Here is a 13,366-nt window from a genome sequence, read left to right as displayed (position 1 = left end):
ATGGGAGCCGACACGCCGACGACGCAGAAGCCGCCGGACCAGCCGAAACCGCCGGCGGCGGTGGTGGCCGGACCGTCGATCTCCCAGGGGGAGTGGCGGGAGAAGGTCAAGGCGCAGCTGCAGCCGCTGCCCGCGGAGAAGGATCCGGTCAAGGACGCCCAACGGCTCGTCGACCTGAGCGGTGGCAAGAACCCGGTGGTGAAGCTGGACGCCACCAGCAAGGCGCACCTGGAACGGATCGCGGCGGGCCCGCCGCCGGGCAAGTCCACAGTGGAGCTGACCCGCGACGGCCGCACCCTCGAGATCGGCGCGAACCAGGCCAAAGCCCTTTCGGTGCTGGGTGTCCTGGCGGAGAAGACCGCCGAGCGCCGGACGGAGCCGGGGCACGGCTCGGACGTGCTGGAGATCGTCTCCTACGTCCGGTTCGGCGACGCGAAGCATCCCCAGGGCAAGCACGGCGAGGGCGTGGCGTTCGACATCGCCGCGTACGGCGGTCACCGGTTCGACGAGACCCGCCCGGCCGAGTCCCGTGCGGCGGTCAAGGCGCTCGTGGGGGACCTGCCTGCCGGCCACTACGGCTTGGGCCTCCCTCGGTTGCCGACGAAGTTCCCGATCCCCGAGAACAGCGGGCACCTGCAGAAGTACGCCGAAGACGTCGGCGCGCACCCCGAGGCCTACCAGCGCGATCCCGGCCGCGCGGAGGCGTTCGAGCTCACCAGGAGATGGGGTGACTCCCGGGCTTCGTCGTACGCGGTCGTGAACGTCCGGCCGACCGATGCTCTGCTGAAGGCGGAGGATCCGCACTTCGGGCAACCGCAGACCGCCGCGGAGGTGAAGCCGTTCGGGGACGTGACCCGGCTGGACGCGGGCACGGCGGCCGTCATCCGCGAGGCGGCGAAGGACCATCAAGCCCACGTAACACCGTTCCCGGACGGATTCGGCCACGCCCACCTGTCCGTGGTCCTCCCGGGCGCGACCAGCTTCTGACCCGCCCGGACCCCGGGGCCCGGGAACTGCGAGACACCGGGAAGTGATCATGGCAGGAGACCAGCCGAGGTCCACGGACCAGCCGAAACCGCCGCCGCCGCCGGTGGATGTGCGCCCCCCGATCTCCCAGGGGGAGTGGCGGGAAAGGTCCAAGGCGGCGGCGAAACCGCTGCCCGCAGGACCGGGACCGGCGCCGGCCAAAACTCCGGACGGCCCGCCCAAGCCGGGTTCCGCCGAGTCCGCGGAGAGGACGAAAGCCGGCGGCCCGGCCGATCACCGGCCTCAACCGCCCACGGCCGACCGATCGCGCCTCTCGACCGATTTCCGGGAATGGCCGAAGCCGGGCCCGCCGATCGACTCCGCGAAACCGCCCGCGTGGCGGGGCGGGCCCGTCGACGTGACCCGGGTGACCAGGGAAATCAAGGTCGACGTCAACCGGTATCGGCCGCAAGGAGGTGGACCGGCCGACTTGACCAAGCTGAAGAGCGATGTCGGGAAGCACATCAAGGAGCTGTCCGAGCTGCGCTCGAAGGACGGCGGCGGTGCCTTTCTGAAGGTCGAGCTGCGGAATGTCCGATCCGGACAGGGCAGCGAGGCGCAAGCGATCCGGAAGAGCCTCGTCGAGGCCGGCGCGAAACCCGGCGTGATCGTGAACGTCAGGGTGCAGGACGGCAACAAGATCCGAGCGGTGGACGGGACGATCCTCGGCGCGGTGTCCCAGCCCGGCAAACCCGGTCCGCCCGAGGGCACGCCCGGCGGCCCGAATCCGGTGGGAAAGCCGGGTGACGGAAGGCGGGGTCCCGCCCATGACGCCAGGCCAGGGCCGCCTTCACCGGGACACCGGACCGAGGTACCGCCACCCAGGAACATCCCCATGCCGCCGCACCTTCCGGGCCACGGGCACTGATCCACGAGAGGTGCCGGGCCCGCGGCCATTACACCGCGGAGCCGGACCTCCGCCCCGTCGGACGCCTCAGTCGCACCAGCCCCAGTCGCTGATGGCGACCGCGTCCGTGCCGGCGTCCCCGGTCTTGTCGCCGACCCAGCCCGCGTACCTGACGCACAGGGGCGCGTACCCGCGGACAACGGCGTAGTACTTGAAGTTCCCGCGGTCGAAGACGTTCTTGGTCGTGTCCTCGGAGTCCCGGTACAGCCCGGCGAAGGTGTCGGTGGCGACCCCGATGAACGACCACTTGATGGTGACGACGCAGTTGTAGCCGCCGGACTTGTAGAGCAGGTAGACCCCGCCCCACTTGCTCCCGCCGTCGGTCTTGGCCGGCAGCGACGAGATGATGCGGTAGCCGGAACCGCAGACTTCGGCCGGCGTGTAGGGGTTGGTGGCCGCCCCGGCGGGCGGCGCCGCCGTGAGGACGGCCGCCACGCTCAGCACGGCGACCAGGGTGCGGCGCAGAAGTCTCATGGAAAGCTCCTCGTTCGTCAGGTGCAGGTCCAGCGCAGCGCGGCCGGCGCGTTGCTGGTGTTGCCGAAAATCACGCCGTCGTCGCCGATGACGAACACGTCCGCGTCGCCGCCGTCGGGGAACGGGAGCCGGCCCAGCAGCTTGGTGTCCTGCCAGACCGCGGCCGGTCCGATCAGGTTGGTCAGGCTGCCCGCGATCAGTCCGTGCTTGTTGGTCGCTTCCGCCGTCCCGCCCTGCTCGAGGGGACGCGGGTCGGCCGGGCCGTGCCACGCCAGGGCGCGCGAAGCGGGCCACGAGTCGATCGCCGTGCCGATCACGACGCCGTTGCGGATCTGGCGGATCAGCACGGGACGGTCTTCGCCGGTCAGCGGGGTGACGACGCCGGCCCGCCAGAGCCCGCCGAGCTTGCTGTCCGGGGCGCCGAGCAGCACCGTGCCGTCGTCGTCGAGGTCCATGCCGTACCGGTCCGGGACGTCGATGATCCGCGGTCCCGCGGCCAGGACCGACCACAGGACGCTCACCCGGTGGCCGTCCTCGAGATCGGTGGCGGAGGCGAGCACGTCACCGCGGTCGTTGAGCGCGACGGCCGATTCGAGCCGGTACCCGCGCGGGTCGGGCAGGCGGGTCAGTGTGCCGGGACCGCGGTGGCCGCCGCTGAACAGGTAGACACCCCGGGGGGTCGACGGCAGGCCGCCGTCCAGCAGCACGGTTCCGGCGGAGTTCTCGTCGGCGACGTTCGGGTAGACGAACGTCGCGAGCGCGTCCGGGATGCGCGGCTTGCCGCCGGTCCAGAGCACGACCCTGCCCATGTCGACCCTCCGGTCGATGACGTCCCCGGAGTAGTTGCCGTGGCTGTCGGTCCCCCTGATGTGGACGTCGGCGGCGAAGTAGCCGTCGGGCGCCTCGATGTTGTGCGCCGTCCAGGTACAGGCCTCGCCCGCGGTCGCGGAAGGCGCGGTGACGGCGGTGCCCAGTGCGAGTGCCGCGAAGGTGAGCGCGGCAGCACGTCGGAACATACGAATCCCCCTCGGAATCGGTCGACGCCGAGTCCACGCCCCACCGCACCGGGGGGTTGAGCCACGTCACCCGCACGGCCCAGTCGCCGCCGTTGAGTGTTTCGTCGACGCCGGCCTGATGCAGCCTCGCCGGAGGGGGGACGTCAGTTTTGGCGGAGGTTGCCGATGACGGCTTCGGCCATTTTCGCGACGCCACCGCAGCGGTCATCGGCCCAGTAGTTGTGGGGGAGGTCCTTGCCGATGATTTCGAAGGTGAGCATTTGTTGATCGGTGACCTGGACCGAGACCGAGCAGTCGTCGGTGCTGCCGCGTTGGTGGTAGATGATGGCGGGCAGGCCCTGGATCGAGGTTTCGGTCCAGGGTTCCAGCTCGTCGCCTCTCCTCAGCGGCGAGACCGACAACTCCGTGAGGGTGCGTGGGCTCTTGGCCGGCTTGGAGGCGGTGGCGTTCGCGCCGAGGGGTTCGGTCCAGGAACAGCCGTAGATGGGCGTGGCGGTTTTCCTGAACGTACGCACTTCGCCGGGTGGATCGGCTACGACGGCGGCGACCTGGTCTTTGGTGAGCAAGCTGCACGGGTCGGCATCGAATTTGGTCAGGTCGAGGGGTTGCTTGACCTGGTCCAGTGGCAGCGGCGCGCCGGTCTGTGCTGGGGCGGGTGGCTGGGCGAGCACGCGTTCGGGTGCCGATGAGCCGCACGCGGTGAGCAGGCCGGCCGACATGAGTGCGGCACAGGCGAGGGCTCGTGTCTTCATGCGGGCGCTGCTGTGGGGTCGATGCGCCATTGTTTCTCGTTGTCCATTCCGGAGTTGGCGGGCATCGGGGGCAGGTCGGGGAAGTCGGTGTCGCCCTGCACGAGGGCGGTGGCTTGCGCGCGGAAGTCGCCCAGGGTGGAGACGGCCTGGGCGAACAATCCGTTGATGGCGGTGACGAGGGCGGCGAACGCGTCCACGACCGTGTCGAGGACGTCTTTGGAGGTGAAGACGTCGACGATGGGAATCGCGGCGGTCGCGATCGCGATGATCGTTTTGTAGCCGAGTTTGCCGAGCTCGACAGCGCAGGTGCCGATGAACTCGATGGCTTTGCTGTAGGTCTCGATCACGCAGCCGGCGATCCCGGAGAGGATCCCGGACATGCTGCCGACGACGTCCTGCTGGTCGCCGAGTGCTTTTCCGACGTGGTCGGCGTAGGTGGTGAACTGGGCGGCGGCGCGCCCGGTCCAGGTGCCGGCCACTGCTTGGACGGCGTTGTCGATGTCGTCGCCGGCGTCGGCGAGGGTGTGGTTTTTCGCGAACTCCATCGCCATGTCCTGGACCTGGAAGGCATTGCCCAGCAGCTTGTTGCGGACGTCGTCGAGCAGCTGGATGATTTCGCCGCGGCCGAGCAGCTCGGCGATCCGGCGGATCTTCCCGTCGGCTTCGTCGGGATAGGGCTGCGGCGCCACGGGGGCAGTCGGTGCGCTCACGACTCAGCCCGTGCCCTTCTCCAGGTCGCGCAGACGCTTGAAGTCCGCCTCGTCCTGGGTGTCGTAGTAGTCGGCTGCCTTGTCCAGCGCTTCGGCGAACTGCCCCAGCTGCATCGCGCCTTTGCCGGTCTTGTCGCGGATGTGGGCGATGGCGTCGTTGAACATTTCGACGACACCGGCCTGGACCCCCAGCATGCCCACGTCGTCACCGCGTAGGGCCACCTGGCCCAGGTCCTCCTGACCGAACTTGAGCACCTTGTCGCGCGCGGCGAACACGTCGTCGGTGGCCGCGCGCAGCGCCTGCGGGTAGACCTCGAAGCCCGAGCCGGCCACGGCGGTGCCGAAGGGGTTGGCGAAGTTGCCGTCGCTCATCGGACCTCCCGTGCGGCGTCGTCGATCATGGCCTTACGCCGGGTCGCGGCGGCCGATTCGGCGCCTGCGATCGCGCGCAGGACGTGCCCGGCGAGGCTGGCGCCGGTTTGCCCGGCGACCGCGTCACGCGCGAGATCCACCGACACGAGGCCACCCAGGCCGTCCACGGTCACGGTGCCGAGGCCGGCGGCGACGTCGAGCACCAGCGGCAAGGCTTCGCCGGTTTTGGCGGCCTGCTCCACCGCGGCCACGCGTGCGTCGATTTCCTTCGCGCGGTGGTACAGCTGCTCTTCGGTGGTCACCAGCGCCCCCCTGCCGGCTCGTCGGTCAGGAAGTCCAGCTCCTCGAAGCTCTCCTCGTCCGCCGGCTCGGCCTCGCGTCGCGCAGCCATCACGGCGACCGGCGCGTGCTGCGGAGCGGCCGGCGGTGCCGGCGGTTGCTTGCCGAAGAGGGCGTTCAGCTGTGGAAGCGCGGCCGCATTGGCGGCGGCGCGGGCGGCGCGGACGGCTTCGACGATGCTCAGCCCGAGCTTCGGCACGTGCGTGCCATGCAACGCCCGGTCCTCGATCCGCAAGTCGAGCAGCTTCCCCTGCCCCGTGACCACGGCGGTGACCAGCCGGTCGCCGGAGCGAGCCGTGTGCCGGGCATGAGCAAGCCGTGCGTCCAGCTCGCCGGCCTGCTGCCGCATCAACCACATGTCCCGTCCGGGTGCAGTCATGACCGCATCACGACGCCGCGCATCCATCCCCCTACTACAGGTCCCGCCGAGATGACGAAACGTGCCCCACCCGCACCATACTGTGTCGCTGCTGGTCATCGCCCGCGCGGTCAGCGTGCTCCGGCAATGCCTGCTGATGGCTCCGCGGCGAACGCGGGTGCGCTGCGGACCGCCGAGCAGGTGGGGGAGTTTGTCGCAGTTGTCGCCGAGATCGTGCGGCTGAGCGCGGCGGCCGGTGAAGCCGCCGCGGACGTTCGTCGAGCCGCAGTTCTGGCCGTTGAGCTGAAGATGCTCAGCAGTCTCGATGGCCAGTGGTGCGTGCGGCTCATGCTTCCAGGATGTTGGGGTTGCTCGGCATCCGCGAGTCGTCATGCAGCCAGAAGGTAGGCGCCGGGACCGGGTGCAGGACATTCTGGCGCAGAAGCCGGTCCGGGGATGCGGTGTCACCCCTGGGTTTCATGCTGCGGCATGCCTCGGCTATCAAGTGATGTGCCGACGCCTGGTCCGGCGGGGGCGAGGCAGGACGCCCACGGATGACTGCCAGGGCGGCGATCCGTGTTGCGATCTCGTGGTCGAGGTCCGGCCTGTCGTCGCCTGTCAGGGCAGCCGCGTGTTCAAGCGTCTGCTCCGTGTCGTCAAGCCGCCCGGCGCCGTAGTACAAGGCGGCGAGATTCACCAGCGCGTCCGAAAGCCGGCCACTGTCGCTGGTCATGCGCCATCTGGCGACGGCTTCCTCCTGCGCCGCGATCCGCTCACCCGGCTCAGTGGCGATATTGGCGATGGCCTGGTGTGCCATAGCCGCATTGTGGTGATACCCCGTGGTGGCCCAGTAATACGCCGCCTTGCGCAGCGATGTAACGGCCTGCGCGATATCGCCCAGTCTGATGACCGTGTTACCGTAGAAGTGGCAAGCTTCGGCATGGTTCCGAGCGTCGCCGACGAGTTCGGCAAGCTGAATCAATTGTCCAAAATGTTTGCTTGCCTCTTCGTGGTTTCCCTGCGCAGAATAAAGCCTGGCTAAGTTGAAAATAGGGTTGTGCTGCTCGCTGGGCGCCAGGTGGCTTCTCGTGATAGGTAGCAGGCTCTCGGCGATGCGGAGTGCGGCCTGGAAGTCTTCCTCCGTGGCCAGGATCGTGCTGAGGACCATGCCTGCTTTGATCTGCAGCCGCGGCATGTCATAACGTTTGGCGAATGCCCCGGCTCGCTCCGCCCATTCACGAGCGGCCGTGCGGTGAGGTGCGTCTTCCTGCAATTCTTGCGCCATGCCGATGGAGGCCTCGATCGCCTGCTCGAATTTGCCATCGGCCAGATAGGATCGGACAAGCATCTCGGTAATCTCAAAACGCTCCTGATCGCGGCCGCCTGCGAGCAGGCGCCGCAGTGCGCGTACGAGGTCTTCGGCGATCTGCCACCAACGATTCGAAACCGCTGCCTGCAGGATGACGCGCGCACGTGCCAAGTCGGTGATCTTTCCCCCGGCCTCGGCCACGTCGGTGGCCAGGTTCGTGACATACTGAGCGGTGCGCATCAGGTAGTCGGTGACGCTTGCCCAGTCGTCCTCACTTGACGAACGTTCAGCCAGGGCAAGCCAAATGAGCGGCGGAAGCGAGTAGGTCAGGTGGTCTCCATCCACGGAGACGTCTGCGAGACTCGCATCGACGACCCGAAGCAGATCGAGAGTGGTGGTGTTCTCGTCGGTTCCCAGGCCCACGGCCATTTCCGCAGCATCGGACGTCGCCGCGAACGACAACGCCAGCCGGCGCGCAGCGCGCTGCGCGCCGGCCGGCAAGCTTTCGTAGCTCAGCATGATCGCGCTGCGCACCGCCTGTTGATCCGTCGCGAGGTGGTTCAACCGCTGGCGCTCGTCCGCCAGATTACGGGCGATGACGGGAACGAATTGTGGTGGTTTTCCCACGATGAGCCCGGCCACGATACGCAGGGCCAGTGGCAGGTCGTCACACAAGTCGGCGATGCTGTCGAGTACGGCAGGGTCGGTGCCGGGCGCGAAGCCTGATAGCAACGTGACCGCGTCCGCACGTGCCAGTACGGGCACATGGACGGCTTCCCGGGTGAAAGCCTGGCGCCGGTTCCGGGAGGTCACGACCACCGTTGTTCCCGAGGCGGCCACCCTCAGCAAGGGCTCCACGTGGCCGGCGTCGTGGGCGTTGTCGAGCACGACGAGCGCCCTCGTCGACCCCAGGCGATCTTGGAGCAGGTCGAACAGTTCTTCGTCGTCGTCTCCCTCCCCGACGGAGTCCCTGCTCAGCGCTCCGGCCAGTTTTCGGGCCGCGTGGCTCGCGCTCACCCGTCGACCGGGAGTCATTCCTTGAAGGTCCAGGTAGAGCACGCGCTCGTACGAAGACGCCACCCGGTGCGCCCAGTGGATGGCGACTTGGGAGGTCCCGACGCCGGGACGCCCGGACAGCCACAGCGACTGCGGCGTGCCGATGGCCTCGATCAGGGTGTCACGGCCGGCGAAAATGCGGTCCGTCGGTGGCAGGGGACAACGCTGGACATCTCGCGCATCGAGGTGGTGTCGGTCATCCACGGTGTCCAAGTGCTTCGACGTCGTCATGATCTCTGTCAAGAGCTGTGCTCGGCGGTTGTGTTCGCGATCGAGATCTGCCTCGAACTGCTTCACCGCCGGTGCCTGGTCCGGCTCCCGGCGCAAGCGGTCGAGGTACTGGCTGAGATGCCGGATCTTGGTCTCTTCGGCTTCGACAAGCATCGACAGTTCGGCTAGACGATCAGTAAGTTGTTCGGCGTTTTCCGCAGTCGGCTTGCTTCCCGCCTGCCTCAGGTGACCACGCGTCCGGCCTCGCTCGACGGCTTTGAGTCTTACCAGCGCTTTGATCCAGGCCGGTACCTCATACGCCGGTATGCCGCAGCCGGTCAGGATGACCGCGAGCTGGTCGACCGAAGGCAAGCGCTTGCCGCTGAAGATGCCGGAAAGAGTCCCCTTCGAAAGGGGGACATCAGGCGACCCGAACCGTTCGAGTTTCGCGTAAGAGAGCCCCGCACGATCCCTGACCTGCGACAGCACGTGCACGAAGACTTCGGGCGTCCGAACCTGGGCGGGATCCAGGTCGTGGAACAAGCCGTCCGCGTTCGCACCAGGGGACACTGCACTCCGTTCGGTCGGTACCCGCGAGATGGTAGCCGGATCGACGGGGCGCGGCGTTCAACTTCGTTCGGTTCCGTTCGGGGCTCTCCGAGAACGGTTGATCTTCTGGGTTTATCGGAAGGCGACGTGGCCTGCTGGAACCATGAAACCGACTTCGATCGTCCAGTTGCTCCAGTGGATCATCGGCTCCGCAAGCCGGACCCGGAACGCGACAGCGCTGTTGCGGGTTTGTGTCGGCGGCGTGGTGCTGTTCGGCGCCGAGTTGCTCGTGTTCGTCCTGACGACACAACCCACGGCCGCGATCGCCGTTGCGGGATTCCCCGCGGCCGCGGGTTTGTGGCGAGCCGGCATGCGACAGTCAGACCGGCGTCGTGGTCCGCGACGTCCTCGCTAAGCCGGCGCCTCGGCCGGTGCTCAGTCGTCGCCGCGGGAGTTGTTGTGGGCGCGCTGGTGCTCGGTGATGTCGATGAGCCGGCGCTTGAACCGCCCGTAGTCGTCCTCGCCGAGGCGTTCGGTGTGCCGCTGCTGAATGGCCGCCATGATCGCGTCCGCCGTGCGCATCTGAGCGACACCGCGCTCGGTGGGACGGATGAGCTTCGCCCGGCGGTCGCTCGGATCGGGGCTCCTCTCGACGTACCCGAGTGACTCCAGCTCGTCGATGAGGATGCCGATGTTCTGCTTGTGCTGGCCGGACAGCCGCGACAGGTCGGTGGCCCGCACCCCTTCCTCGTCGAGGTGGGCCAGCACAGCGCCGTGGCGGGGTTTCAGGTCGTCGAAGCCTCGCTCGGCGAGCCTCGAGAACAGCTCCCGCTGCACGGCGAACAACAGCCGGCCCGCGAGAACGCCCAGGTCGGGATCCGTCGAGTTGCGTTTCCGCCCGGGTGATCGCCCGCGACTCCTCGTTCACGCCTGCACCGGCCCCGCGACGGTTTCCTGGATCCAGCCGGTGATCTCCGCCCACACCGGATGACCCGGCTGGACGACGTCGAAGTGGGTGCCGCCCGCGACCTCGACGTAGCGGGCGATGCCGCCCTCGGCGGCGACCTTCTCGACGTAGCGCCGGCTCCATTCGGCGGGCACGGCTTCGTCGGCGGTGCCGTGGACGGCGAGGACCGGGACGCCGGTGCCGGCCAGCTCCACCGGCGACGTCCACGCGTAGTGCTCGGGCACGTCGGCGGCGTGCCCGCCCAGCGGCAACGGCAGGATCCCGTCGCCGACGGCCTCCGCGACGGCGGGCCACGCTTCGGGCCGGGCCGGTTCGGGCGCGTCCTTCGGCGCTTCGGCGTCCGGTTCGGCGAGGACCTTCCCGAAGCCCTCGGCGTCGGCCGCCCGCAGGTCGAGCGCGCCGGCCAGTTCGACCAGGCCGGCCGGGGCGACTTTCGGGCGCGCACCGGGCGCCTCGGGCGGCAGGGCATCGCGGTGGGCGGCCCACGTGGCCAGGTGCCCGCCGGCGGAGTGGCCGAGGAGCACGACCCGGCGGAGGTCGAGCGCGGGGTCCAGGCCGTCGAGGGCGTCGATGGCGGCGGCGACGTCGAGGAACGTGCCGGCCAGCCGCCGCCGGGCTTGCCGATCCGGCGGTATTCGACGTTCCACACCGCGTACCCGCGGGCGACGAGGTCGTCGGCGACGCCGGTGATCCGGCGGCGGTCCCACATGGCCGTCCAGTAGCCGCCGTGGATGACGGCGACGACGGGGAACGGGCCTTCGCCCTCGGGCAGGTACAGCTCCCCGACCTGCGACGGCTCGGGGCCGTAGGCGACGGTGCGGACCCGCCTGGTGCCGTCCTCGGCGTCGTCGTGGCGAACGCCGCGCTCGGCGCCGACCAGGGAGCCGATCGTCGCGAAGAAGGTCCCGATCTCCGGCAGGTTCGCGCCCTTCGCCTTCGACTCGTCCCACGCCGCGTCGTCGGTCCATTCGACGAAGTCCAGCCAGGCCTGCTCGTCGAGGCGGACCAGACGGGCGGCGAGAAAGCCGCGCCGGTCCCTCCGGAACGCGGCCACCATGCCCGGGCGCGCGGCCAGCATCGCCTCGGTGTTCTCCGGGGACGCGTGTCCCTGGCCCCTGACGTCGCAGCCTCGCGCGCTCGCGCCCTGGCCGCCGAAAGGCTGGCCGTACCGCTGGGCGCCGATCAGCCGTTCACCTCGTTCGTGTTCTGGCCGGAGCACGAGACGACCGACCAGTTCGCCGCGTTCGCCCGTGAGGTGGTCCCCGAGACCCCCGCCTGCATATGTGGCGGCGCGGCCCGACCAAGCGGCAGTCTCGGCATCGAGACGACGGGCGGGCGCAGCCGAGACGCTGGTCTTGTCGGCATCGCACAGCTTCGGCTAATCTCCGCCGAGAGCGCTTCCAGTCGTGAGTCCGTCAGCGTCACCAACGTCGGATCCCCACGGAGGCACCATGTCGGCCGTTCGATCACGGTTCATCGCAGTCGTCCTGTTCGCGACGGCGTTCCTCGCCCCACCGGCCGCCGACGCGGCCGCTTACCCGAATCCCGGGCGCGTCACCGGAGACATCGGCGTGCACGACCCGAGCGTGGTGAAACGCCCGGACGGCAGCTACCTGGTGGCGCACACGGGCGACAACATCGCGCTGAAGACCTCCGCCGACCGCGTCGCGTTCCGCAACGCCGGTTCGGTGTTCCCGAACGGAGCGCCGTGGACGACGGCCTACACCGGGGGAAGCCGCGCCCTGTGGGCCCCGGACATCTCCTACCACAACGGCCAGTTCTACTTGTACTACGCGGCTTCCACGTTCGGCTCCAACCACTCGGCGATCTTCCTGGCCACCAGCCCGTCCGGCAATTCCGGCAGCTGGACCAACCGGGGCCTGGTCGTCGAATCGCGCAGCGGTGACAGCTTCAACGCCATCGACCCGAACCTGGTCGTGGACGACGCGGGCCGGTGGTGGCTGGACTTCGGCTCGTTCTGGTCGGGCATCAAGCTGATCCAGCTGAACCCCGCGACCGGGTTGCGCCAGGGGAGCGGCCTGACCGCCATCGCCGGGCGGGGCGGCGGCGCGATCGAGGCGCCGTTCATCGTCAAGCGCGGCCAGTACTACTACCAGTACGTGTCGTTCGACCTGTGCTGCCGGGGTGCGTCGAGCACCTACCGGGTGCTGGTCGGCCGGTCCACGAGCGTCACCGGGCCTTACGCCGACCGCACCGGCGTGGGGATGAATTCCGGTGGTGGCACCGAAATCCTGGCCGGCCACGGCGGCATCCACGGGCCGGGCCACGAGGCCGTGCTCGCCGACAACGACGGCGATCTGCTCGTCTACCACTACTACGCCGACAACGGCGCGTCCCTGCTGGGCATCAACCGCCTGACCTACGATTCGGCCGGCTGGCCGAGCGTCGCCTGAACGAGCCGTGCCGCCCGGCCGCCGTCGAATCACGTGACTCGTGCGCTTAGCGTTCAGTTGCAGCCGGAAATTTGTCCCCGTTCCTGTTTGCGTTCACGGAATTCGACGGCGAACGGTCTTGCCTCTTTTTGAGCCGTGCGGCGGCATTCTTGCCGGAACTGAGAAAGCGATTCCTCATCGTGCCTGGGCCGTACACTCGGAACCGTCGGTCGTGGCGAAGCAGCCGAACGGGACACCCGCGAAGGCGGCGCCCGCCTTGAACACGTCCGGGTAGGCACCGACCTGGACCTGAACGGTTCCGGCGGCGGCTTCGGGCAGACGGAATGGAGCCAGTACGCCTTCGGCGACGGCTGGGCCCACTCCGACAAGAACCCGTGGGGCACCCGGTGGGACTACGGCGATCCGAAGTTCCTCGAGACGATCGGTGGTTCCAGTCCCTGGCGAAGAAGGGGTACCTGCCGACGTTGCAGGTGGCCGGCGGCGGCAAGGTGGGACGTCAGCCCGACAACTACGGCGCGGGCAAGTACGCGATGGTGACCGAGGGAAGCTGGAACACGAAGACCTAACATCGCGGCCGGTACCCGGCACCCCGCCGAAGCCAAGAAGCCGGTGGCGTTCCTCGGGTCCAAGGCCTGTCAGGACCTGACCGCGGCCGAGGGGGTCGCCTTCCCGGCGGTGGAGTCCTCGGCGCGGATCTCGAAGGACACGTTCGCCAAGCAGGGCTTCGACACGGCGCCGTTCCAGGTGCCGATCGACGGGAACAGCACGCACCTGGCGCCGGTGGCCCAGCACTGGACCGAGCTGCAGGCGGTGATGAACCCGGCGATGGACGCGATCATGAGCCTCCCGCGGAACCGGACTCGCTCAAGACGGCCAACCAGCAGGTCAACGCCCTCTTCGCGCGGTA

15 protein-coding genes are annotated in these 13,366 nt (G+C 68.9%); 4 read left to right on the top strand and 11 right to left on the bottom strand.

Annotation, left to right across the window (positions count from 1 at the left end):
• Together AB0F52_RS16655 and AB0F52_RS16650 are read left to right on the top strand one after the other, a co-directional pair.
• A complete protein-coding gene (locus AB0F52_RS16655; RefSeq protein ID WP_360170908.1) occupies positions 1-987 on the top strand; it encodes a hypothetical protein in 987 nt (328 codons plus the stop codon).
• Between the two features lie 406 nt (positions 988-1,393).
• Positions 1,394-1,894: a hypothetical protein gene (locus AB0F52_RS16650; RefSeq protein WP_360170905.1), complete on the top strand. Its 501-nt coding sequence runs from the start codon at positions 1,394-1,396 to the stop codon at positions 1,892-1,894.
• 66 nt (positions 1,895-1,960) lie between these two features.
• Here the strand turns inward: AB0F52_RS16650 and AB0F52_RS16645 are convergent, their stop codons facing one another.
• From AB0F52_RS16645 to AB0F52_RS16600, 10 genes are all read right to left on the bottom strand, one after another.
• Positions 1,961-2,407 (bottom strand): hypothetical protein, encoded by a 447-nt coding sequence (locus AB0F52_RS16645; protein ID WP_360170902.1) that lies wholly within the window; start codon positions 2,405-2,407, stop codon positions 1,961-1,963.
• Between the two features lie 17 nt (positions 2,408-2,424).
• On the bottom strand, positions 2,425-3,423 hold the full coding sequence (locus tag AB0F52_RS16640) for a hypothetical protein (RefSeq protein WP_360170899.1): 999 nt from the start codon (positions 3,421-3,423) through the stop codon (positions 2,425-2,427).
• 143 nt (positions 3,424-3,566) lie between these two features.
• On the bottom strand, positions 3,567-4,175 hold the full coding sequence (locus AB0F52_RS16635; RefSeq protein WP_360170896.1) for a DUF3558 domain-containing protein: 609 nt from the start codon (positions 4,173-4,175) through the stop codon (positions 3,567-3,569).
• Positions 4,172-4,885, bottom strand: coding sequence for a hypothetical protein (locus AB0F52_RS16630; RefSeq protein WP_360170893.1), 714 nt, complete (start codon positions 4,883-4,885; stop codon positions 4,172-4,174). Before AB0F52_RS16630 ends, AB0F52_RS16635 begins: the two co-directional genes overlap by 4 nt.
• A 3-nt stretch (positions 4,886-4,888) precedes the next feature.
• Positions 4,889-5,257 carry a hypothetical protein gene (locus AB0F52_RS16625; protein ID WP_360170890.1) on the bottom strand — a complete coding sequence of 123 codons (369 nt, stop codon included), beginning with the start codon at positions 5,255-5,257 and terminating at the stop codon, positions 4,889-4,891.
• A complete protein-coding gene (locus tag AB0F52_RS16620) occupies positions 5,254-5,559 on the bottom strand; it encodes a hypothetical protein (RefSeq protein WP_360170887.1) in 306 nt (101 codons plus the stop codon). The genes AB0F52_RS16625 and AB0F52_RS16620 overlap by 4 nt, the downstream gene beginning before the upstream one ends.
• Positions 5,556-6,347: a YbaB/EbfC family nucleoid-associated protein gene (locus AB0F52_RS16615; protein ID WP_360170884.1), complete on the bottom strand. Its 792-nt coding sequence runs from the start codon at positions 6,345-6,347 to the stop codon at positions 5,556-5,558. The genes AB0F52_RS16620 and AB0F52_RS16615 overlap by 4 nt, the downstream gene beginning before the upstream one ends.
• On the bottom strand, positions 6,301-9,072 hold the full coding sequence (locus AB0F52_RS16610; RefSeq protein WP_360170881.1) for an NB-ARC domain-containing protein: 2,772 nt from the start codon (positions 9,070-9,072) through the stop codon (positions 6,301-6,303). Before AB0F52_RS16610 ends, AB0F52_RS16615 begins: the two co-directional genes overlap by 47 nt.
• Positions 9,073-9,513: 441 nt before the next feature.
• Positions 9,514-9,915, bottom strand: a complete 402-nt coding sequence (locus AB0F52_RS16605) for a MarR family winged helix-turn-helix transcriptional regulator (RefSeq protein WP_360172000.1) — start codon at positions 9,913-9,915, stop codon at positions 9,514-9,516.
• A gap of 87 nt (positions 9,916-10,002) precedes the next feature.
• Positions 10,003-10,692: an alpha/beta hydrolase gene (locus AB0F52_RS16600; protein ID WP_360170878.1), complete on the bottom strand. Its 690-nt coding sequence runs from the start codon at positions 10,690-10,692 to the stop codon at positions 10,003-10,005.
• An 804-nt stretch (positions 10,693-11,496) separates the two neighbouring features.
• Between AB0F52_RS16600 and AB0F52_RS16595 the strand changes: the two genes are divergently transcribed.
• Together AB0F52_RS16595 and AB0F52_RS16590 are read left to right on the top strand one after the other, a co-directional pair.
• Entirely contained in the window at positions 11,497-12,459 is a 963-nt protein-coding gene (locus AB0F52_RS16595) for an arabinan endo-1,5-alpha-L-arabinosidase (protein WP_360170875.1), read from the top strand.
• Between the two features lie 386 nt (positions 12,460-12,845).
• Positions 12,846-13,025, top strand: a complete 180-nt coding sequence (locus AB0F52_RS16590; protein WP_360170872.1) for a hypothetical protein — start codon at positions 12,846-12,848, stop codon at positions 13,023-13,025.
• 69 nt (positions 13,026-13,094) lie between these two features.
• On the opposite strand, the gene AB0F52_RS16585 is transcribed toward AB0F52_RS16590, so the two are convergent.
• Positions 13,095-13,298, bottom strand: a complete 204-nt coding sequence (locus AB0F52_RS16585; protein ID WP_360170869.1) for a hypothetical protein — start codon at positions 13,296-13,298, stop codon at positions 13,095-13,097.
• Positions 13,299-13,366: the final 68 nt, after the last annotated feature.

This window comes from Amycolatopsis sp. NPDC024027, from assembly GCF_040638975.1.
Lineage (GTDB): Bacteria > Actinomycetota > Actinomycetes > Mycobacteriales > Pseudonocardiaceae > Amycolatopsis.
This window is presented reverse-complemented; position numbering and strand designations above follow the sequence as displayed.

Coding starts and splice junctions, on each gene's coding strand:
- AB0F52_RS16655 (WP_360170908.1), top strand. CDS start 1: ATGGGAGCCGACACGCCGACGACGCAGAAGCCGCCGGACCAGCCGAAA.
- AB0F52_RS16645 (WP_360170902.1), bottom strand. CDS start 2,407: ATGAGACTTCTGCGCCGCACCCTGGTCGCCGTGCTGAGCGTGGCGGCC.
- AB0F52_RS16640 (WP_360170899.1), bottom strand. CDS start 3,423: ATGTTCCGACGTGCTGCCGCGCTCACCTTCGCGGCACTCGCACTGGGC.
- AB0F52_RS16635 (WP_360170896.1), bottom strand. CDS start 4,175: ATGAAGACACGAGCCCTCGCCTGTGCCGCACTCATGTCGGCCGGCCTG.
- AB0F52_RS16625 (WP_360170890.1), bottom strand. CDS start 5,257: ATGAGCGACGGCAACTTCGCCAACCCCTTCGGCACCGCCGTGGCCGGC.
- AB0F52_RS16615 (WP_360170884.1), bottom strand. CDS start 6,347: ATGACGACTCGCGGATGCCGAGCAACCCCAACATCCTGGAAGCATGAG.
- AB0F52_RS16595 (WP_360170875.1), top strand. CDS start 11,497: ATGTCGGCCGTTCGATCACGGTTCATCGCAGTCGTCCTGTTCGCGACG.
- AB0F52_RS16585 (WP_360170869.1), bottom strand. CDS start 13,298: ATGATCGCGTCCATCGCCGGGTTCATCACCGCCTGCAGCTCGGTCCAG.